The sequence below is a fragment of the Dermabacter sp. HFH0086 genome (assembly GCF_000413375.1).
Taxonomy (GTDB): domain Bacteria; phylum Actinomycetota; class Actinomycetes; order Actinomycetales; family Dermabacteraceae; genus Dermabacter; species Dermabacter hominis.
This window is the reverse complement of the sequence record NZ_KE340308.1, coordinates 1,941,538-1,962,737: the sequence shown is the minus strand read 5'-3', so window position 1 is coordinate 1,962,737 and position 21,200 is coordinate 1,941,538. Positions and strand designations below refer to the sequence as shown.

20 protein-coding genes are annotated in these 21,200 nt (G+C 62.3%); 12 read left to right on the top strand and 8 right to left on the bottom strand.

Annotation, left to right across the window (positions count from 1 at the left end; translation table 11 throughout):
* Positions 1-10 precede the first annotated feature (10 nt).
* Positions 11-313, top strand: coding sequence for a DUF4193 domain-containing protein (locus HMPREF1484_RS08675; RefSeq protein WP_016664667.1), 303 nt, complete (start codon positions 11-13; stop codon positions 311-313).
* Between the two features lie 14 nt (positions 314-327).
* On the opposite strand, the gene HMPREF1484_RS08670 is transcribed toward HMPREF1484_RS08675, so the two are convergent.
* Positions 328-807, bottom strand: coding sequence for a DUF3093 domain-containing protein (locus HMPREF1484_RS08670; protein WP_051120659.1), 480 nt, complete (start codon positions 805-807; stop codon positions 328-330).
* 123 nt (positions 808-930) lie between these two features.
* On the opposite strand from HMPREF1484_RS08670, the gene dut reads away from it, so the two are divergent.
* From dut to HMPREF1484_RS08650, 4 genes are read left to right on the top strand one after another with little or no spacing between them, the layout of a single operon-like run.
* Entirely contained in the window at positions 931-1,431 is a 501-nt protein-coding gene (dut, locus tag HMPREF1484_RS08665; protein WP_016664665.1) for a dUTP diphosphatase, read from the top strand.
* Positions 1,432-1,433: 2 nt separating this feature from the next.
* Entirely contained in the window at positions 1,434-2,117 is a 684-nt protein-coding gene (locus HMPREF1484_RS08660) for a DUF3710 domain-containing protein (RefSeq protein WP_016664664.1), read from the top strand.
* A gap of 3 nt (positions 2,118-2,120) precedes the next feature.
* Entirely contained in the window at positions 2,121-2,483 is a 363-nt protein-coding gene (locus HMPREF1484_RS08655; RefSeq protein ID WP_016664663.1) for an OB-fold nucleic acid binding domain-containing protein, read from the top strand.
* Positions 2,480-3,178 carry a DUF3159 domain-containing protein gene (locus HMPREF1484_RS08650; protein WP_016664662.1) on the top strand — a complete coding sequence of 233 codons (699 nt, stop codon included), beginning with the start codon at positions 2,480-2,482 and terminating at the stop codon, positions 3,176-3,178. The genes HMPREF1484_RS08655 and HMPREF1484_RS08650 overlap by 4 nt, the downstream gene beginning before the upstream one ends.
* A 40-nt stretch (positions 3,179-3,218) precedes the next feature.
* On the opposite strand, the gene HMPREF1484_RS08645 is transcribed toward HMPREF1484_RS08650, so the two are convergent.
* Both HMPREF1484_RS08645 and HMPREF1484_RS08640 read right to left on the bottom strand, forming a co-directional pair.
* A complete protein-coding gene (locus HMPREF1484_RS08645; RefSeq protein WP_016664661.1) occupies positions 3,219-3,929 on the bottom strand; it encodes a TrkA family potassium uptake protein in 711 nt (236 codons plus the stop codon).
* Positions 3,926-4,594: a TrkA family potassium uptake protein gene (locus HMPREF1484_RS08640; protein ID WP_016664660.1), complete on the bottom strand. Its 669-nt coding sequence runs from the start codon at positions 4,592-4,594 to the stop codon at positions 3,926-3,928. The genes HMPREF1484_RS08645 and HMPREF1484_RS08640 overlap by 4 nt, the downstream gene beginning before the upstream one ends.
* 144 nt (positions 4,595-4,738) lie before the next feature.
* On the opposite strand from HMPREF1484_RS08640, the gene HMPREF1484_RS08635 reads away from it, so the two are divergent.
* The 3 genes from HMPREF1484_RS08635 to acnA are packed head-to-tail and all read left to right on the top strand — an operon-like array spanning position 4,739 to position 10,770.
* Positions 4,739-6,703, top strand: coding sequence for an APC family permease (locus tag HMPREF1484_RS08635; protein WP_016664659.1), 1,965 nt, complete (start codon positions 4,739-4,741; stop codon positions 6,701-6,703).
* Between the two features lie 41 nt (positions 6,704-6,744).
* Entirely contained in the window at positions 6,745-8,070 is a 1,326-nt protein-coding gene (locus HMPREF1484_RS08630; protein ID WP_016664658.1) for a class I SAM-dependent RNA methyltransferase, read from the top strand.
* 39 nt (positions 8,071-8,109) lie between these two features.
* Positions 8,110-10,770 (top strand): aconitate hydratase AcnA, encoded by a 2,661-nt coding sequence (acnA, locus tag HMPREF1484_RS08625; RefSeq protein WP_016664657.1) that lies wholly within the window; start codon positions 8,110-8,112, stop codon positions 10,768-10,770.
* Between the two features lie 502 nt (positions 10,771-11,272).
* On the opposite strand, the gene HMPREF1484_RS08620 is transcribed toward acnA, so the two are convergent.
* From HMPREF1484_RS08620 to HMPREF1484_RS08600, 5 genes are all read right to left on the bottom strand, one after another.
* Complete coding sequence (locus HMPREF1484_RS08620; RefSeq protein WP_016664656.1) at positions 11,273-13,513, bottom strand: CAP domain-containing protein; 2,241 nt, start codon at positions 13,511-13,513, stop codon at positions 11,273-11,275.
* 265 nt (positions 13,514-13,778) lie between these two features.
* The gene (map, locus tag HMPREF1484_RS08615) at positions 13,779-14,567 is read right to left on the bottom strand and encodes a type I methionyl aminopeptidase (RefSeq protein ID WP_016664655.1); all 789 of its coding nucleotides are present in this window, start codon (positions 14,565-14,567) and stop codon (positions 13,779-13,781) included.
* Positions 14,564-15,532, bottom strand: a complete 969-nt coding sequence (locus HMPREF1484_RS08610; protein ID WP_016664654.1) for a heme A synthase — start codon at positions 15,530-15,532, stop codon at positions 14,564-14,566. Before HMPREF1484_RS08610 ends, map begins: the two co-directional genes overlap by 4 nt.
* 37 nt (positions 15,533-15,569) lie before the next feature.
* Entirely contained in the window at positions 15,570-16,361 is a 792-nt protein-coding gene (locus tag HMPREF1484_RS08605) for an ABC transporter permease (RefSeq protein WP_016664653.1), read from the bottom strand.
* Positions 16,358-17,254 carry an ABC transporter ATP-binding protein gene (locus HMPREF1484_RS08600; protein ID WP_016664652.1) on the bottom strand — a complete coding sequence of 299 codons (897 nt, stop codon included), beginning with the start codon at positions 17,252-17,254 and terminating at the stop codon, positions 16,358-16,360. The genes HMPREF1484_RS08605 and HMPREF1484_RS08600 overlap by 4 nt, the downstream gene beginning before the upstream one ends.
* A 185-nt stretch (positions 17,255-17,439) precedes the next feature.
* On the opposite strand from HMPREF1484_RS08600, the gene HMPREF1484_RS08595 reads away from it, so the two are divergent.
* The 4 genes from HMPREF1484_RS08595 to HMPREF1484_RS08580 are packed head-to-tail and all read left to right on the top strand — an operon-like array spanning position 17,440 to position 21,199.
* The gene (locus HMPREF1484_RS08595; protein WP_016664651.1) at positions 17,440-18,246 is read left to right on the top strand and encodes a metalloregulator ArsR/SmtB family transcription factor; all 807 of its coding nucleotides are present in this window, start codon (positions 17,440-17,442) and stop codon (positions 18,244-18,246) included.
* Positions 18,243-19,670, top strand: a complete 1,428-nt coding sequence (gene sufB / locus HMPREF1484_RS08590; RefSeq protein ID WP_016664650.1) for a Fe-S cluster assembly protein SufB — start codon at positions 18,243-18,245, stop codon at positions 19,668-19,670. The genes HMPREF1484_RS08595 and sufB overlap by 4 nt, the downstream gene beginning before the upstream one ends.
* Complete coding sequence (gene sufD, locus HMPREF1484_RS08585; RefSeq protein ID WP_016664649.1) at positions 19,670-20,863, top strand: Fe-S cluster assembly protein SufD; 1,194 nt, start codon at positions 19,670-19,672, stop codon at positions 20,861-20,863. Before sufB ends, sufD begins: the two co-directional genes overlap by 1 nt.
* Positions 20,864-21,199: a non-heme iron oxygenase ferredoxin subunit gene (locus tag HMPREF1484_RS08580; RefSeq protein ID WP_016664648.1), complete on the top strand. Its 336-nt coding sequence runs from the start codon at positions 20,864-20,866 to the stop codon at positions 21,197-21,199.
* The last annotated feature ends 1 nt before the right edge of the window (position 21,200 follow it).

Here is a 21,200-nt window from a genome sequence, read left to right as displayed (position 1 = left end):
AAAGAGAATCATGGCCACCGATTACGACGCCCCATTCAAGAAGGACGACGACTCGAGCGAGGACTCGATTGAGGAACTCAAGGGGCGCCGGAACGATAACGCCTCGCCTGCCGTTGACGAAGACGAAGCCGAAGCTGCCGAGGGGTTTGAACTTCCCGGTGCCGACCTCTCCAACGAGGAACTCTCGGTAACCGTGCTGCCTCGTCAGGTTGACGAATTCACGTGTGGCTCGTGCTTCCTTGTGAAGCACCGCAGCCAGATCGATCACGTCGAGGGCAAGCTCATCATTTGTAAAGAATGCTCGGGCGACTAAAACCCTGCGAACCTTTAGCGGGTGTGCGAGGAAGAATCCTCGTGCGCCCGTTTTTTCTGCGCGGCTTTGAGAGCCAAGGCAAAATCTTCGGGGCGGCGTAGCGATAACACGAGTGCGGGTGTCGGGTCGTCGGGGTCGATAACCGGTACTTCAACGCCGGTCGAAATCCATCCGCGTACAACTCGAAAATCAAGAGGGCGAATGTCCGGCCCCAGAATTTTTTCGAAATCCGCTTTGTTCAGGATGCGCGGTTCACCGAGAACATCCACCTCGATGCGCGCGGGACCTGCGGCAACCACATCCTCGCGAACCTCCACCACGGGCGAGGAGGCGACGAGAAGCGCCGGAAAGAAAGCCCCGAGGGTGATGGCGGTGGCAATACCGACGATCTCGCTCAATGGCGTAAGAATCGCCCCCAGCAAAACACCGAAGATAATCGCGATGCACACGACAAATGGGCCGGGATGGAGGCGCTCATGAAACAGGGAGGTCATGGCTGCCATCGTCTCACATGCCTCGAGGCGTACACGCGTCGCGCCTTGGGCTCGTCTCTATACGTGCCGCACCACGCACCCAGGAATCAGCGAGAAGAACCCGCGCGGGGATAGGCTTGAGACATGAGTGAAAACGCCACGGCAACCACGGCGTCGGCGGTCGAACTTCAGACCGTGTGCGACGCCCCAGAACTCTCGCTCACACGAGCGCACGCCGACGACGCGGGACTTGATCTCGCGAGCGCTATTGACTACGAGCTCGCCCCCGGTGAACGCGCTCTCATTCCCACGGGAGTGAGGATCGCGCTTCCGCCGGCAACCGTCGGACTTGTGTGCCCCCGTTCGGGGCTCGCCGCAAAGCATGGCATCACAATTGTGAATGGTCCCGGGATCGTGGATGAGGGCTACCGTGGCGAACTCAAGGTTGCCCTTCTCAACACGGACCGGAGCGACACTCTTCGCATTTCCCGCGGTGATCGCATCGCGCAACTCGTGATCGTCCCGATTCTGCGCCCGCGCATCGTGGACGTGGATTCTCTCGACGAAGCAGAGCGAGGCGAAGCAGGTTTTGGCTCGAGCGGCGGCTTTTCTTCGACCGCTGACAGCACAGGAAACGAGGCATAGTCATGGGACTTTTTGGACGCTCAAAGAGGAAGGCTGCGCCCGCTGAAAACATGCAGGCTTCTGAGGAAAGCGCCCCTGAACCAGAAGAGGTGAAGGGACCTTACGACATCGCGGACGCGCCCGACGACGAGCGACTCGATTTCGGATCGCTGCAAATCCCCGCACGCGACGGCATGAGCATCGCCGTTGAGGTAGAGCAACGCTCAAGGGCTGTCACGGGCCTCACCCTCACCTACGGGGATTCCCAGATCCAGGTCAATGCGTTCGCGGCTCCCAAAAGCGAGGGGCTGTGGGATGAGATCCGGAAGTCCTTGCGCGAATCGATCGCGTCGCAAGGCGGGACGACTGAAACGCGCGAGGGGGCGTTCGGCACCGAGCTTTACGCTCGAATTCCGATCGCCGTCAAAGGATCGAACTCGCGCGCGCACCGCCCCATGCGTTTCGTGGGTATCGATGGTCCCCGCTGGTTCTTGCGCGCTGTCATTTCCGGTGCCGCACTGCAGGCGGGACCGGTCCGCGAAGAGATCGAGGACATCATTCGCTCAATCGTCGTCGTTCGCGGTTCGATGGCGAAGGCGCCCCGCGAGGTTCTCGAGTTGACGATTCCTGGGGAAGGTGCTGCGACTGCGCTCCCGGATGAAAACGACCCGCTCGGTCAGGGGCCCACCATCGCCGAAGTGAGGTAGCGCGTGAGCGTCTTTGCGAAGGCGAAAGAATTCCTGAACGTCTCATCGTCGGTCCCCGATGATGAGGATGACGGCCTCGCGGATCGCGATGAGATTGGTTCGATCACCTCGCGTCGCCGCGCCCGCTGCCTCGGCACGGTGAGCTCGATCGTCGTGCAGCCGGCCGGCCGCGACCCGAAGCTCGACGTCGAGCTACACGATGGCACGGGCAGGCTCGCGCTCGTCTGGCTCGGCCGACAGTCAATCGCAGGCATCGAGCCTGGGACGCGTCTCGAGGTCGAGGGGTTTGTAGGGTTTCGCGGCCGCAAACGCCTCATGTACAACCCTCGCTACGCAATTCACGGTGTAAAGGATGACGGCCAGTGACCTCTCCTTCTTCTGCTCCCGAGCCCCCCGCAACCGGCCTCAAGGCGAGTTTTTCCTCCAAGGAATACAGCGTCGTGGACGCGATCGGCGGTGTGCGCGGGCTAGTCGAGTCGGTCGTGCCGACTCTCCTTTTCGTCATCCTGTTCTTGCTCACTCGCAACGTCGTCATCGCAAGCGCCGCCTCGCTTGCCGTCGTGGCTATCGCCCTCATCTGGCGGATCGTCACCAAAAGCCAGGTCACACCGGCGATAAGCGGCGCAATTGGGGTGGCTCTTGGGGCGTTCATCGCCATTAAAAGCGGTAACGGAAGCGGTTTTTATGTGCCGGGCCTTGTCACGAACGCCGTGTACGCCATCGGACTTCTGCTCTCTGTGCTCGTGAGACATCCCGCCGTGGGCTATGTCGCAGCGATCGTTGACCCGCGCGTGGCCCAGTGGCGATCGTCAAAAGCGGGCATGCACACCTACACCTCTTCCACGCTCCTTTTTGCAGGACTTTTCGTGCTCAAGGTCGCGGTGCAGGCCCCGCTGTATTTCGCGGGAGCGACGGACGCGCTCGGCGTAGCCAAACTGCTCATGGGAATACCCGCGTTTGTGCTCGTGACCTACGCGGTTTTTCTGCAGCACCGAGCGCTCGTGGGGCGAATGGAATCCGACGCCTCCCGCGCCTCACACCCTTCTGCGCCGAGCGCGTGAAGCCTGCGAGCGCCGGGCTCGTGGCTCATTCGCGCCGCGTCTAGTCGTCGTCCTCATCCGCGTCGCGAACGACCGGAAGTGCCGCGGTGGTTTCTTCAAGATCGCGGGGGACGACCGTGTGCTGGAGCGCGGTCAGGCACGAGCGGTGTGCGAGGAAGAGGAGTTCATCGCGCGGCTCAAGGGCTTCGGACTGCGCCGGGGGGCGCGGATGCCCCTCGCGTACGACGCCCACGAGCGTCGCGCTTGATGGCCACGCAACGTCGCCGATGTCCTTGCCGACGATCGGGGAGGTCTCCGGGACCGTAATTTCGACCATGTCCGTCTCGGACTTTGCGAACGAAAACATAGTGACAACGGTGCCGACGCTCACGGCTTCCTCAACGAGGGACGTCATGATGCGCGGGGTCGAGACCGCAACGTCAACGCCCCAGGCGTCGTCGAACATCCACTCGTTGCGAGGGTGGTTGACGCGACCGACGGTGCGGGGAACCCCGAACTCTGTCTTGGCGAGAAGCGAGACGACGAGATTGACCTTGTCATCGCCCGTCGCTGCAACGACGACGTCCGCCTCGGCGAGCTGCGCGCGCTCGAGGACATCGAGCTCAGCGGCATCGCCCTGTACCCACGAGACGTCCTCGAGGCCGGGCCGTGCCTCTTCAAGGTCGACCAGGGTAACGGTGCGGCCTTTATCGATGAGCTCGCGCGCGATACTCCGACCGACGCTTCCTGCGCCGACGATGACGATTTTCATTCGGCTTCCTCCTCGAATCGGTGGGTGAGAAGCGCGGTGACTTCACCCTCGCGGGTCGTTTCGAGTGCGAGGTGAACGATGTCCTCTTCCTGGATGCGGTAGTCGCGAGCGGGCAGGGTTCCCTCGCCGTATCGGGTGACGAACGCGACGCGCGAAGCGGTCAGCTCCTCGAGGTCTGCGAGGGTCGTTCCTACCCAACTTGAGTGGAAATCGCACGCAAGAATCGACACGTTGCCGGAGATGTCTTGAAATTCGCGAGCTGACTGCCCGGGGATGAGTCGCGTGAGCATCTGGTTCGTCGTCCAGCGGGCCGTGGGCACCGTCGCGATGCCGAGACGCTCGTAGACCTCGGCGCGTTTGGGGTCGTAGATGCGAGCGACAACGTTGCGGATCCCGTACAGCTGTCTCGCTGCACGTGCCGCGATGATGTTCGAGTTGTCCCCGCCCGCAACGGCGGCGAACGCGACCGCTTCGTCGCATCGCGCGCGTTCGAGGGAGCGGCGATCGAAACCAATTCCGTGGACCTTGAGGCCCGTGAAATCATCGGGGAGCATACGGAAGGCCTTGTCGTTGCGGTCAATGATCGCTACCGAATGCCCAATTGCCTGGAGCTTCGTGGCGAGCGTGGCGCCGACGCGGCCGCAGCCCATGATGACGATATGCATTGAGTGATCCTCGCGCAGATGCGGATGTCTAGAGCGTGACGGGTAGTGCCCGTGCATCGCCCAGCCTAGCGCGCACATCGGCGAAGGGATGTGTGCAAGCGGTGCGGATGTGCGTCTGACGTGGGCGCGGAGTAGATTATTCGTGTGCTTGGCCCCTTTGCTTCTGTCAAACGCATCGTCATCGGGCGTCCGTTCAGTTCCGATCGCCTTGCGCGCCAGCGCCTTCCCAAACGCTTTGCAATCCCCTCCTTCGCCGCCGATACCGTCAGCGCACTCGCGTACGCACCAGACGAAATCATCCTCACGCTCGGCTTGTCAGGCGTCGGCCTTCTCGCACTAAGCCCGTGGGTAGCTCTCGCCGTTGTTGCCGTTATGGCCATCGTGGTGACGGCCCACCTCAATGTGATCGAGGAGTTTCCGGGCGGTGGCAGCGACTTTGTTGTTGCTCGCACAACTCTTGGACCCCACGCGGGGCGTCTCGCTGGCGCCGCACTCGTGACCGACTATGTGCTCACGGTCGCTGTCGCCACCTCGCAGGCCGGCGCGTACATCGGCGGTGCCATGAGCGCCCTCGCCCCTTTCCAAACCGGCATTGCGATCGCGATCGTTGCGCTCCTCGCTCTCGTGAACCTCCGAGGAGCGCGGGAGTCAGCGCGTTTCGTAAGTCTGCCCGTGTACGGCTTCATCGGCCTCATAGCTGTGACGCTCATGTGGGGCGGAATTGAAGCGGTGCGTGGAACTCTCGGCATGTCGCCGCAGGCCGGGAGCATCCCAGAACCGGGAGAGGGGGCGCCGGCTGCCCTCACCGCAATCGGGGGAATCCTGGTTCTCGCACGAGCCTTCTCCAGCGGTCTGCCCGTCGTGTCAGGGATCAAAGCCATCACCAACACCGTGCCCGTCTTTCAACCACCGAAGGCTCGCAACGCGCGGATCACTCTCGTCATCTCCGGTGCGCTCACGGCGACACTTTTCGTCGGGGTGATGGTCCTTGCCAGTGCCACCGGGGTATCCCTTTCTCCTCGCCAAGCGGGCGGGGCTCGCGTGAGTGAAGCGATCCCGGTCCTCGGGCAGATCGCCGAAGCGATCTTCGGGCCAGGGGCGATCATGGCCATTGCAATGCTCGCGATGGCAACTCTCGTGCTCTGCATCGCTGCGAACACTGCGTTCACGGGTCTCCCCGTTCTGACGGCTGCTCTCGCGCGCCCCGGGTATGTCCCTCGCGTCTTTGCCGCACGGGGCGACAGGCTCGTATACTCCAACGGTATTTTGCTTCTCGCAGCACTAGCGGGCGTTGTCGTTCTCGCGACCGGAGCCAACATCACGCTGCTGATTCACATGTACGTCGTTGGTGTGTTTACCACCTTCACGATCGGCCAGTTCGGCATGTTCCGTCACTACACGAAGAAATACCGCCTCGCGGTACGGCTCAAGGAACGCCAACGCTACGGCCGTAAACGCGTTGTGAGCATCGTTGCTGCCGTATGCCTGACTGTGGTGCTGCTTACCGTCGCGACCGCAAACTTCCTCCTCGGAGCCTGGGTCACGCTCAGTGCCGTCGCCCTCATGTGGGGCGTGATGACGATCGTGAGTCGTTACTACGCACGGATCTCCTCGCGCCTCGCTCTCGAAAAAAACGACGACTGCGGCCGCTGGCCTATCGCCGCACCCGCACCCCTCGATGGCAAGGACCCCACGCGCGGAATCGTGCTCCTCACGCAGCTCAACAGGCCAGCGATTCATGCCATTAAGAAGGCGATGAGCTCGCCGCACCTGAGTCTCCAAGCTGTCGCGGTGAGAACCAACGACTCGGCGATCGACAAGCTCAGCTCTGAATGGCTCCGGCGCGAAATTCCCATCCCGCTTCGCGTCATTAACTCGCCATATCGTGATCTGCTCGCGCCTCTCGACGATTACGTGCGATCTTTTACACGCACCTATCCGCGCGACGCTGTCGTTGTCTACATTCCGGAATATCTCGTGGGACACTGGTGGGAGTCGATCATGCACAATCACGTGCTCAGGCGAGTGACGACGCGGCTCGATAAGTACGAGCGTGTGTCTATTTGCCCGGTCCCCTGGGATCTCAACGATCCCGAGCACAGCGCATGAATCGTGACCATCCCGACCACTGTCGTCAAGGAGTGCACCCCATGACCCGTCCTGCGTCTGAGCGTCCCGAAGAAGTCCAGGAGCTCGCAGGGGAGGGGCGGCTCATCACGGTGACGGTCGACAAGCCCGCGCATGGAGGAACGTTCGTCGCCCGGCACGACGGCCGCGTTGTTTTCGTTCGCGGCGCTTGCCCCGGAGAAACGGTCGTCGCTGAGCTCCTTCCCGAGTCGAGCTCGAATGCGCGCTTCTGGCGTGCCGAAACAATCGACGTGATCGAGGCCGGCCCTGACCGAGTACCGAGCGCATGGCCTGAATCCGGTTACGAAGGGATCGGTGGGGCCGACTACGCCCACATCCGTATCGAAGCCCAGCGGCGCATCAAAACCGAAGTTCTTCAGGAACTTATGACTCGCGCGCGAATCACCAGCTACCCGATCGAAGACATTCAGATCGAACCCGCGCGTGACGACCACACGGGCCTCGGCTGGCGCTCCCGCGTTCGGTTTGCCGTCGACAACGGCAAGGTGGGCATGCGCGGATGGCGCTCCCATGACATTCACGCAGTCGGCTCCAACCCGCTTGCCCACCCCGTCATCCAGGGCCTCGGCATCGGGGTATGGAAGGCCCCGAGCGGGGTCGTAGCAGTCGATGTCGCAGCCCCGAGCGGAAGCAGCCCCGCGATCATTGTGCGCGCCGAAAAAGAGTTGAGTCTCGAGGAGCTTAACCTCCCCGCAGGCTGCGACAAGGCGAGTGTTCTGCTCACCACCCGCGCGGCCACGACCACGCTTCGAGGCGACGACACCGTTCGCGAAATAGTCGGCGACGACACTTTCACGCTCTACGCCGGTGGTTTCTGGCAGGTGCATGTCGATGCGCCTCGCCTCCTCACAGCCGCCGTCGGACAGGCCCTCGACGCCCGCGAAGGCGAGTGCGTCTGGGATCTATACGCCGGGGCGGGCCTCTTCTCCGTCCCTGCCGCCCGCGCGGTTGGAGCTGAAGGCGAACTCGTGAGCGTCGAAGGCGCGGAGCGAGCGAGCGCTGACGCCGCTTCCAACCTTGCCGCATACCCCCAGGCCAGGACCGTGAGTGCTGACGTTCGCGACTTCCTCGCTCGCTCCACCGAGGGTGCCGACCGCGTCGTCATGGATCCGCCGCGCGCAGGCGTCGGCGAAGCCGCGATGGCACGCCTCGTCGAGCTCACGCGAACGCGCATGGTGTACGTGTCGTGCGAACCCTCGACCCTCGCCCGTGACCTGCGCGTTGCCGAGCACGAAGGGTGGGCCATCACTGACTTCCAGGTCTTCGACCTCTACCCCCACACCCACCACATGGAATGCGTCGTGAAGCTCGAACGAGCCGCGCGATAATTCTGATAACGATCGACCCCACTATCGATTGGAGACCCCATGAGCACGGTGAATTCATTCGGTGCCAAGACATCCCTGACCGTCAATGCGCGCGAATACGAGATTTATGCCCTCGATGCCGTCGAAGGTTACCGTCGGCTTCCCTACAGTTTGAAAGTGCTGCTCGAAAACCTCCTGCGCACCGAGGACGGCGAAAACATCACTGCGGCGCACGTCCAGGCTCTCGCCGGATGGGACCCGAACGCTGAGCCGAGCGAAGAAATCCAATTCACGCCGGCGCGCGTCATCATGCAAGACTTCACCGGCGTGCCGTGCATCGTCGACCTGGCAACAATGCGCGAAGCCATGAGTGAGCTCGGCGGAGACCCCTCGAAAATCAATCCGCTCGCCCCTGCGGAAATGGTGATCGACCACTCCGTCATGATCGACGTCGCCGGCCGCGTCGATGCACTCGAGCTCAATATGGACCTCGAGTTTGAACGCAACCGCGAACGCTACCAGTTCCTTCGTTGGGGCCAGGGCGCCTTCGATGACTTCAAGGTTGTCCCGCCGGGCACGGGCATCGTCCACCAGGTCAACATCGAGTACCTCGCCCGGACCGTTATGACCCGCGAAGTCGACGGCGCCTTGCGCGCCTTTCCCGATTCGTGCGTGGGCACTGATTCCCACACGACCATGGTCAACGGCCTCGGCGTGCTCGGCTGGGGTGTTGGTGGCATCGAAGCAGAAGCAGCGATGCTCGGCCAACCCGTCTCGATGCTTATCCCGCGAGTCGTCGGCTTCAAGCTCACGGGAGAGATTCCGCCCGCGGCCACCGCTACCGACGTGGTTCTCACCATCACCGAAATGCTGCGTGCGCACGGTGTCGTCGGCAAGTTCGTGGAGTTCTACGGCGAAGGTGTCGCGCAGGTTCCCCTCGCCAACCGCGCCACGATCGGGAACATGAGCCCCGAGTTCGGCTCGACCGCCGCTATTTTCCCGATCGACGACGTGACACTGGACTACCTTCGCCTCACGGGTCGCGACGACGAACACGTCGCCCTTGTGGAGGCCTACGCAAAACGTCAGGGGCTTTGGCATGACCCGAAGCGGGAAGCGGAGTACTCCGAGTACCTCGAGCTTGACCTTGCAACCGTCGTCCCCTCGATCGCCGGACCAAAGCGCCCGCAGGACCGCATCGTGCTCACCGACGCCAAAGAAAGCTTCGCGAAATCCCTGCCGGCCTATGCCGAGAACACCTCGAATCCCACAGCGGTCAAGGGAGCTGATTACACGATCGACCACGGCATCGTCTCGATCGCCTCGATCACGTCGTGCACTAACACCTCGAACCCATCGGTTATGATGGCCGCAGGGTTGCTGGCGAAGAACGCGACTGAGCGCGGCCTCGAAGTAAAGCCCTGGGTGAAGACCTCCATGGCGCCAGGCTCGAAGGTCGTCACCGACTACTACGAGAAGGCCGGCCTATGGCCGTTCCTCGAGAAACTCGGTTTCCACCTCGTCGGGTACGGCTGTACAACCTGCATCGGCAACTCCGGCCCCCTCGCCCCTGAGATCTCCGAAGCCATTGCCGAGGGTGATCTTGCCGTGACCGCTGTGCTGTCGGGCAACCGCAACTTCGAGGGGCGTATCAACCCGGACGTCAAGATGAACTACCTGGCCTCGCCGCCCCTTGTCATCGCCTACGCCCTCGCGGGCACCATGGACTTCGACTTCGACACCGACCCGCTCGGGCGCGATGCCGACGGCAACGAGGTCTTTTTGCGAGACATCTGGCCAAACCCCACCGAGGTCGAGCGGACGATCGCCGAGAACATCACGCAGGAGATGTTCGAAAACGACTACTCCGATGTCTTCGCCGGCGATGAACGCTGGCGCGGCCTCGACACTCCCGACGGTGACACGTTCGAGTGGAGCGAAGACTCGACCTACGTGCGCAAACCTCCGTACTTCGAGGGGATGAGTATGGAGCTTGATGCCATTCGTGACATCGAAGGTGCGCGCGTACTCGTGAAGGTTGGCGACTCGACGACGACCGACCATATCTCGCCTGCCGGCGCCATCAAGGCCGACTCGCCCGCCGGGCGGTACCTGCGTGAGCACGGCGTGGACCGCAAGGATTTCAACTCCTACGGCTCGCGCCGCGGCAACCACGAGGTCATGATCCGTGGCACCTTCGCGAACATCCGTCTCAAAAACCTTCTTCTCGACGGCGTCGAAGGTGGATACACGAGGAACTTCCTCACCGGTGAGCAGAGCTTCATTTACGATGCCGCGCAGGACTACGCCGAAGCGGGAATCCCGCTCGTCGTCCTCGCCGGCAAGGAGTACGGCACCGGCTCGTCTCGCGACTGGGCAGCCAAAGGCACGAAGCTGCTGGGCGTGCGCGCGGTCATCGCCGAGAGCTACGAGCGCATTCACCGCTCAAACCTGATTGGCATGGGCGTGCTGCCGCTGCAGTACCCCGCTGGCGAGTCGGCTGAAAGCCTCGACCTCACGGGCGAAGAAACCTTCTCCATTTCTGGCGCGAGCGCTCTCAACGAAGGCATCACCCCGAAAACCGTCTCCGTACGCGCAACACGCGAAGGTGCAGAGCCCATCGAGTTCGAGGCGATCGTGCGCATCGATACCCCGGGCGAGGCCGACTACTTCCGTGCCGGAGGTATCCTCCAGTACGTGCTTCGCTCGCTCGCCCAATAAGAGCACACGCTCCGCTTGTCCACAGTCCGCGCGACACTTGTTGCGCGGACTGTAGCGTTCTGGTTGGCTATGTGACATGGGCCTCGCTCGGGGGAGTGGGGTGATAGTGGACCGGATCGGGGGAGTGCATGTTGAGCGGGCGAGCGCGGGCTTGTGGTGTTTTTAGTGTTGTCGCGTTGGTGGCGGCGGGGTTGGTCGGCTGTGGTGGGGGTGAGTCTGCTGGCGGTCCGACGCTTACCGCGACTCCATCGGCCTCTTCGACCAGTAGCGATGCTGCCGGCTCGAACGGCGGCGGTGCTAGTGACGGCGGTGGGGAAGAGTCCTCTCGCACAGCGAATCTTCCTCCGGAGAATGCGGCGCTCAAGGCTCCTGATTTCGAGGATTACACTGATGTCTCCACAATCGTGAGGACGGCGGAGGGGTAAAACGGGTATCGAAAGGGGCCGCTTCGTGATGAAGCGGCCCCTTCGAAGGATCCCGTGCGGGAAGCGCAATCGTTAGATCATTCCGCAGGGATCTCGTGGTAGGAGGTGAAATCCTTCTCGGTAGGCTTGTCGGCCTCAACGCCGGCCTCTGCCTTCGCTGCCTCATCGGCCTTAGCCTGAGCGTCCTTGAGTTCGTTCTCAGCCTTCAACGCGGCTTGGCTGTCAGCGCCGGCTTTCGACTCTGCTTTACCCACAGACTCGGTCTGCCTATCGACCTTAGCCTGCTGCGCAGCACGTGCCTTCTCAGCTTCGGGAGCGGCAGCTTCCGCATCAGCGAGTTCATGATCGGCGGTCGTCGAAGCCTCGGTGCTCTCGGTATTGCGCTGCTCAGCGTCCTGCTTAGCGGCTTCGGCGTCCGCGACTTCCTTCGCGCTCTTATCGGCTTCGGCCTGCGCCTCGTCGACCTCGGTCCGAGCGTCAGCGATCTTGGAGTCGAGATCCTTGAGCTCCTCGATCTTTGGAGCGTCACTCAGTGAAGAGATGCGCTCATCCACCCCGCGCTGCACACCCTTGGTGTAGTCGAGGCCTTCCTTGCCGCCTTCCCACTTCTCATATTCGGTGGTATTGCGATCGTCGACCTCGTAGGTGAGCTTCGAGCCGCCGGTGGCAGCGATTGCGCCGTCGGGCACGTACTCGCCTTCGAGATTTTCAGGCATCGCCTTCGACTTCGGCTCACGGGTGTCGGAGTTCGCGAGGCGCGCGTCTTCCTTGATGTAGAACATGTTGGTGCCGTACACCTGGCCGTCATCGCTCTTCGCAAGGCCGAGACCAGCGTGAGAGAATCGTTCGTCCAGCATGTTCGCGTTGTGGGCATCGGAATCGTGCCACTTCTTGAACAGATCGTCGGCGCACTCATCGACGCTGGACGCATCCAGGTCACACGTCGCCTGAATGACGTTTTCGCCGCTGTAGCCAGTTTTGTCCTTGTTGGAGTGCTTGAGCTCCTTGCTCGTCGCCATGCTTGTGGACCACTTGGCAGCCTCATCGTTGAACACGGGCGCGTAAACGAGCTCGTTCAAACCGTTCTTCACACGGTACGCATTGATGCGTTCGGCGACAGCATCCGAGAGGGCGCGAAGCTGATTTTGCTCATCGAGCGCCGAGTACAGAACTGAGCTGCCCTGTTCGAGCTGCTCCCGCTCGCCCGAAAGCGCCGCAAGCTGCTTCGTGGCGTCGCCAAGCTTCCGATCAGCATCCTGCTTAGCCTTCTGAGCCGCGGCGAGCTTTGCGTCAGCAGCCTCGACGTCGGCGGCAGCCTTCTCAGCCTCAACCTTGAGCTTAGCGGCGAGATCGCGCTTTGCTGCAAGATCGCCGTCACCCGGCATTGCCGCGATCAGCTCATCGAGTTTCGCCTTCTCGCGTTCGTAGGCAGCCCTCGATTCTTCGGCCTTTGCACGCGAGGATTCTGCCTCACGGCGCGCCCTATCGAGCTCGGTGTTAGCGCGAGCGGACGCGTTGCGAGCTGACTGGAGATTGTTGTTCCAATCCTTGAGCGCGGCGTTGTAGCCTTCTTCGTCAAAGGCTGCGATAGTGACGGTCTTCTTTGGCTTATTCGGCTTGCTCGGGTTACTCGGGCGCTCCGGCTGAGAGGTGCCGTCAGACTTACCTGGCTTCCTACCAGGCTTACCCGAATCGCCGCGGTGATCGCCTGGCTTATTCGGCTCGGGAGCCGCGACGATCGTCCCGTTCTTCTCGCCGCCAGTGTTGTCTTGAGCCGGCTTCGGTGCCGCCGGTTTCGAGGCGGGATTGTCCTCGACCGGAGTGGAGTTCTGGTCGGGGGTTTTCGCGGGCGGAATGGGCGTATCCGATTCGCTGCGAGCGAGTGCGGTCTCCGGGGTGATCTCAAAACCGGACTTGTTGTCGTTGCCGCGGCCATCCGTGGGGGCTTTGCCGGCGTTCAGTTCGGAGTTGTTGTCTACGCCGCTGTTGCCCGATTCACCGATGCGGCTGGCATCCTGACCGAAAGAACGGTTTTTCTTCCTCGCCCACCGCTGGGCGAGAGATTCGTTTGAGTGGTCCTCGTCGTCTTCTCCTGACTGCGTCGATTCGGTTGCCGCAGCGCCAGAGCCCGCTTGGTTGTCGCTTGTGCCATTCGGTGACGTCGACGCGCTCGAAGAGGAGTCGGCAGACGTCGACATACTCGGGGAAGGCCGCGAGGCGGCGTGGTTGGCCGCGCTTCCGCCCGAACATGCGGCTAATAGCGACAAAGAAAGACCAAGGCCGATCACCGGCCCAAGCTTCTTACGGGTGAAGGTCATAGGGATTCTCTTTTCTGTTCGTCACGGTTACCGCCACTGCACTCAACCTGTGCATCGGTTGCCAGGGAACGCGGGAGTGGAGACGGTGGATCTGCGTCCGCTCATCGGCTTGGGCCGCTAGGGATACTACTATCCGCGTATATTTTTACGTAGGCGAAGAGCGACGAGGGCGTTACAAAATCGTAACAATACGGTGAACTCTTCTTCCGCGTCGCGCCAGAGCCCCTGCGGACGGTCTACTCGGCGCAGATTCTAGGGGACTCGATTAGGCTGGGTCGTCGGAGCGCGCCGTGACGATGATCGGCTCACCCTTTGTCACGATGAGGGTGTGTTCGGCGTGGGCCCCTGTTGAGCCGTCGCCCGATTCGACGGTCCAGCCATCACGCTCGGTGATGGTCATGACGTCGGTCGTCGGCGTCAAAAACGGTTCGACCGTGATTGCCATTCCCTCGCGGAGTTTCTGGCCTGAGCCCGGGGCACCGAAATTCGGCACGAACGGCGCTTCGTGCATGGTACGGCCAACGCCGTGGCCGCCAAACTCGTGATTAATCGTGTAACCCAGCTCCGCGGCCCGGGTCTCAACCGCGTGGCCGATATCGCCGACTGTATTGCCCGCCCGGGCAGCACCAATACCTGCCCACATGACGCTTTCTGTATCGCGAATAAGTTTCAGGTGATCCTCTCGCTGCTCGCCCACGACAATCGAGAGTGAAGAGTCAGCAACCCAGCCCTCGAGCTCGATCGCGAAGTCCATGGAAAGCAGGTCCCCGCTCTCCAAGGTGCGATCGTAGGGGCGGCCGTGAAGCACCGCGTTGTTCACGCTCAGACAAATGACTTTCCCGAACGGCGAAGCGCCGAAACTCGGGTGATAGTCGAGGTAGCACGATGTGGCGCCAGCTTCGCGAATCATGCGGTGGACTTCGGCATCAATCTCGAGAAGGTTGTCGCCTACGGACACGGTTCGACGAAGCGAGGAGAGCACGCCCGCAACGAACTCGCCGGCGGGGCGAATCTGTTCGGGGGTGGGGTAGCGGTGAGTGCGAAAGCCCCTCATGACTGGGCATCCTTCGAGTAGTCGTCCGGGGCTGTGCCTTCACCGAGGGGGTACCACGTGAACAGGCTGGCGCCGAGCCAAGCGATACTCGCCGAAAGGAGCGCGGCTCCGAGCATGTGGAGTCCCACGAGAGCTTCGGGGAGTCCGGTGAAGTACTGGATATAACCAATCACGGCCTGGAGGAGCGTGACGATCGTGAGCGCGACAAGGGCCCTCTTTGATCGGGCGTGAGCTTTTGTCACCATCAGGACGATTGCCACGCCAAGCAGGAGACCGCAGAACAGCCACACGAAGTCGGCGTGGAGCCACGCAATTTTCGCGGGGTTAAAAGGGAAACGCTGTGGAGTATTGGCGTCACCGGAGTGGGGGCCCGAACCGGTCGTGAGGGTGCCGAGAATCAGCACGATAAATCCGACGGCAGCGAGCGGCCAATACACGAACTGTGCTCCGCGGTTCACGGCAAGCCTCGCGGAACCATTGCCTTCATAAAGCCGGTACACCAGTACCGCGGAGGACGCCACGAGGATTGGCGAGACGATGAAGTGCACCGACACGAAGAACGGGTGCAAGTGCAAATACACGACAAGCATGCCCCACACTGCCTGGAACACGGTAAGGATGAGCGGGACCCAGGAAAGGCGCACAAACCCCTTGCCTTTGGTCCGCAGATGCTTGTAAGTCGCCACGAGCACGAGGATTGCGAACACGAGCAGAACGAGCGTGAGGGCACGGTTGCCAAATTCGATGAAGGGGCGCAGCCCGGATTCAGGGTGATAACGAGGAGTGAACTCACCCGGCTCGCAGTGCGGCCACGACGAACACCCGAGCCCGGACTTCGTGAGACGCACGATGCCCCCGGTCGCGATAATGCCGATTTGGCACGCGAGATTGATCCAAAAAATGGCCGTGATCCAGCGTTTGCGTTCCCGTGGAAGGGAGCTGGGGGCGTTCGTGTGTGCTGTCATGCGCTCAGTGTAAGAAAGGCGGGGCAGGATCGGTGAATCAGGCGCTCGTCCAGCGGAAGAATCTCACCGTCAAACTCCCAAAGACCGCGGCCCACAGGGCGAGGAGCCCGAGCGCGGCGAGGGAGGGTGCGTGCCCCGATAGCGTCTCGGTGAGTGCGCTCGATGCAGCAGCCGACGGCAGCACTGAGACGAGAGTGTCGAATGGCGCGGGAAATCCGTTCGCGGGGATCGCCACCCCACCGACGGCGATGAGGAGAATAAAAATGATGTTTGACAGCGCGAGTACGGCCTCAGTGCGAAGCGTGCCGGCGATCAAAAGACCGAGCCCCCCGAAGGCACACGTGGCAAGAATCCACACGGGAATCGACAACAGGATTTCACCAGCGGTGGGCCGCCAGCCAAGTGCGAACGACAGGGCGCCGAGCGCAACGATCTGCAGGATGTGCACGATTGCCATCGCACCCAATTTGCCAAGCATGTAACCGCCGCGACCGAGAGGTGTCGTGGCGATCCAACGCAGCACCCCATTTCGACGGTCGAAGCCGGTGGCGATTGCCTGTGAGGTGAGGGAAGTGGCAATGATGGCGGTCACCGCTGTCGCGGCAACGGCGTCGGTCATTGACGGCGACTTGCCGCCAAAAAGAGCGGGCGAAACGGGGACGAACCGCAAGCCAAGAAGAACCATTGCAGGCAGCATGAGCGAAACCATGAGCTGCTCTCCGTTGGTGAGAATCGCCCGTGCTTCAAGTTGTGCGTGCGCGGCGATGCGCCGAGGGGTGCGGGCGGCGCGGCGCGAATCGGACATTACCGAGTGCGGGTCCGTGCTCACTTCGTCTCCTTTGCTCGCGTGTTCGACAGCGACACGAGAATGTCCTCGAGGGAATCGGGGCCGTGTTCGATGGCGAGAGTGACCCCTTGGATTTCGGCGGCGTTACGTACTGCCTGTTCAAACGCCACGAGGCGCTCCTCCGAAGGGGCACTCGCAGCAATATCGATCGAGAGCGGGGATTGGCTCCCGAGCGTGCGTTCGACGTCAGCGAGGGTGCCGTCGGCCTTCACGGAGCCTTCGGCGATGACGATGACGCGATCCGCGAGCGAGGCGATGTCGTCGAGCGCGTGAGAGGTGAGGATGACGGCGGCGCCTCGCTCCGCTTCGGCTCGGATAAGCTCTCGCGTGCGTCGCTTGACCGCGACATCCATGCCGGCGGTCGGTTCGTCGAGAAAAAGAACGTCGGGCACGCCGAGCAGTGAAAGAGCGAGGCTCAAACGCTGCCGTTGACCACCGGAGAGTCGGCGCACGAGGGTCGATGAGAAGGAATCGATACCGAGTTCGCGGGAAAGGGCGCGCCAATCCCGGGGCCGCGCGTAGAGAGATGAGGCGTAGGCGAGTAGCTGCGCTGGGGTGGCTCCTGAGGTGAGGCCGCCGTCCTGAAGCATGACGCCGACCCTCGCGCGCGTCTCGGCGTCGTGAGTGAGAGGGTCGGCGCCGAGGAGTTGTACCTCGCCTGCATCGGGGGAGAGGAGCCCGGTCGCGCACGCGATCGTCGTGGATTTGCCGGCGCCGTTTGGGCCTAGCAGCGCGGTGATCTCCCCGAATTTCGCCGAGAGACTCACGTTTTCGCACGCCGTGACGGAACCGAATTGTTTACGCAGGTGAGTGATTTCGAGTGCCGGCGGTGGTGTGGCCGCGCGCCCGGCTGCGGTCGAAGTGTGAGTGCCCATGGCACATCATGGTAATGTGCGCGCAGCCGCGGCGAGGGGCGGGAGGGGTCCGACGGTCGACTGGTTTTCGCGATGTGTGTGACATACGCCGCGCTCCGCCGGGACTTAGGTAACCCTCTCTATCTTTTCGAAACTCACGGTTTGTAGAATCGCATCGTCCACCGGTTTGGCGAAAGGAGGATGTCGTGAATGCTCGCACCGAAGCGTCCGTCAATGATTCGACGCGCGAACGCCTCATCGAGGCTATTAGTATCGACGGTCCCATCGCCGCAGGCGACCTTGCCGAACGTTTTCACCTCACCGGCGCTGCTATCCGTCGGCACCTATCCCAATTGCACGCCGAGGGCATCATTGAGGAAAAGGAATCGTCCCACAGGCCCCGAGGGCGCGGGCGCCCTCGCAAGGAGTTCGTGCTCGCCGCGACCGCCCCGGAGCCTGATGCAGCCTCGAGAGAGTGCGAAAGCCTCGCTCTACTGGCGATGAAAGAACTCGAACGCGCTGGCGGGCACGAGGCCCTCGTCGCACTCGCGAAGGCGCGCACCGCCGAATGGGAAGCGGAGTTCGAGCGGCGCTATGCGCGTGAAAGCGATGAAGGTGAGGTGACGCCGGCGCGCCGCGTGCGCCTCGTGATCGACCTTCTCAAAGAACTCGGCTATGCCGCATCGCTCAGGCCGGTCACGGTGAGCGTCGGCTCTCTCGGGCGAGACGGTGCCCCGTCGCGGACCCTCACGACGGTGCAGATGTGCCAGGGACGCTGCCCGGTCCAAGACATCGCCGCGAAGCACCCGGAGCTGTGCGAGGTTGAAACGGCTGCGCTTTCGAGAATGCTCGGCGTTCCCGTTCAGCGCCTCGCGACTCGAGCGGCGGGTGCGCACGTGTGCACCACCCACTTAACCCCGGCCATGAGCGCGGCAATTGCCGAGTCCATGGCCGAAGGGGAACTTGCCTCGGACGTCACCACAGATTTGCTCACAGAAGGAAGGAAGCCATGACGACTGCACCAGAGCAGCTCAGTCAGGACGAGATCATCGCGTCGATCGGCAGCTACGAATATGGCTGGCACGATTCGGATACCGCCGGCGCCACTGCTCAGCGAGGGCTGAGTGAAGAAGTCGTGCGCAACATCTCGCACCTGAAGAACGAGCCCGAATGGATGCTCAAGCGCCGACTGCGCGCACTCTCGCTCTTTGAAAGGAAGCCGCTTCCCACGTGGGGCGCGGATCTTAGCGAGATCGATTTCGACAACATCAAGTATTTTGTGCGCTCGACAGAGGGGCAGGCGAAGAGCTGGGAAGACCTGCCTGAAGACATCAAGGCGACCTATGATCGCCTTGGTATTCCCGAGGCAGAAAAGGAGCGCCTCGTCGCCGGCGTCGCCGCTCAGTATGAGTCCGAGGTCGTGTACCACCAGATCCGCGAGGATCTCGAAAAACAGGGCGTCATCTTCGTCGACACCGACACGGGCCTTCGCGAGTACCCCGAGATCTTCGAGGAGTACTTCGGCACCGTGATTCCTGCCGGCGACAACAAGTTCGCGGCGCTCAACACCGCGGTGTGGTCGGGCGGCTCATTCGTGTACGTTCCGAAGGGCGTCCACGTGGAAATCCCGCTCCAGGCCTATTTCCGCATCAATACCGAGAACATGGGGCAGTTCGAGCGCACGCTCATCATTGCCGACGAGGGCTCGTACGTGCACTACGTCGAAGGCTGCACGGCGCCGATCTACAAGTCGGACTCGCTCCACTCCGCGGTCGTTGAGATCGTCGTGAAAAAGGATGCGCGCGTTCGCTACACGACCATTCAGAACTGGTCGAACAACGTGTACAACCTCGTCACGAAGCGCACGACCGTCGAAGAGGGCGGAACGATGGAATGGGTCGATGGCAACATCGGTTCAAAGGTCACCATGAAGTACCCCGCGGTTTGGCTCCAGGGTGAGCACGCGCGCGGTGAGACTCTCTCGATCGCCTTCGCAGGCGAGGGGCAGCACCAAGACACCGGCTCGAAGATGGTCCACATGGCGCCCCACACCTCGAGTTCGATCGTGTCGAAGTCGGTTTCTCGCGGTGGCGGCCGCTCCTCGTATCGCGGCCTCGTCCAGGTCAATGAGGGTGCGCACCACTCCGCCTCTAACGTCCTTTGCGATGCGCTCCTTGTCGACCAGGTCTCTCGAACCGATACCTATCCATACGTCGACGTTCGCGTGGATGACGTACAGATGGGACACGAGGCAACGGTGTCCAAGGTCAGCGAAGAACAGCTGTTCTACCTCATGAGTCGCGGCCTCGAAGAAACCGAGGCAATGGCGATGATCGTGCGCGGATTTATCGAGCCGATCGCGCGTGAGCTCCCCATGGAGTACGCGCTCGAGCTCAACCGCCTCATTGAACTGCAGATGGAAGGAGCCGTGGGTTAATGACCACGACGGATCATTCGAAGGCACAGCTCGAATCGGAAGGTATTGCCCTTCCGGGTGAGCGCAGCGGCCTCCTCTCTCGCGCGACCCGCCACGCCGCCTTCGGGATCGACAACCACGAGATCCCGACCGGCCGCGAAGAAGAGTGGCGCTTTGCGAGCTTGCGGCAGCTCGCCCCGCTTTTTGAGGCACGCGAGACCCACGTCGAGGAAAGCGTCGTGAGCTACGAGGTCGAGTCCCCCGAAGGGCTCGTCGTCGATTCGCTCGGGGAGAAGGAAGCCCCGCGCCACACGGCGATCCTCCCCGAGGACCGCATCGCCGCGGCAGCCGCGGAGCTGACCGCGAACGCACTGTACCTCAAGGCCCCTGCGAACACCGAGGCTAGCGAACCGGCGCGCGTGGAAGTTTCTGGACACGACGCATCCATCGCCAGCCACGGCGAGATCGTGCTGCACACCGAAGCTAATGCGCGCGCGACCTACGTCATCAACCACACGGGCTCCGCGCTGTACGCGCAGAACGTCGAGATGGTCCTCGACGAGGGCTCCGAGATGACCGTGATCGCGATCCATGACTGGGCCGACGATGCCGTGCACGTCGCCACTCACGTCGCGAAGATCGGGACGGACGCTCGCCTCAAGCACATCGTCGTGACGCTCGGCGGCAAGGCGGTGCGCGTGAATTCAACCGCGACGTTCGCCGGCCCCGGTGGCGAAGTTGAGCAGGACGGCCTGTACTTTTCCGACGAAGGCCAGCACCTCGAGCACCGACTGTTCGTGGATCACGCCGCGCCGAAGTGCACATCGAACGTCCTGTACAAGGGCGCCCTCCAGGGGCGCGGTGCGCGCAGTGTGTGGGTGGGCGACGTGCTCATCCGCAAGGAAGCCGAAGGCACCGAGACGTACGAAATGAACCGCAACCTCGTTCTTACCGAGGGGGCCCGTGCCGATTCAGTTCCGAACCTCGAGATCGAGACCGGCGAAATTGAAGGGGCGGGGCACGCCGCTGCGACCGGGCGTTTCGATGACGAGCAGCTGTTCTACCTCATGGCGCGCGGCATCTCCGAGATCGAGGCGCGCCGTCTCGTCGTTCGCGGCTTCTTCCAGGAGCTCATCCAGAGAATCGAGGTTCCAGAGGTACGTGACTACCTCACGGAGCAGATCGAGATCGAGCTGCAGCGGAGCATGAACTAAATGTCCACGACACACGCGGTAGCACACCTTGATGACCTCGCGCCTGGATCCGTGATGGGCATCGAGGTGGACGGTATCGAGATTGCCCTTGCGCGCGACACGGATGGAACCGTGCACGCACTCGGCGACCTTTGTACCCACCGCAACGTCAATCTCTCTGATGGCGACGTCGAGGACGGCGCCTTGGAATGCTGGAAGCACGGTAGTCAGTTTGATTTACGTACCGGCGTGCCTAGGCAGCTTCCCGCGCATGTCGCAACACCCGTATACCCCGTCACGATTGACCAGGCGAGCGGCACGATCAGCGTTTCGCTCGACCCCATCGAACTTTCCTGAC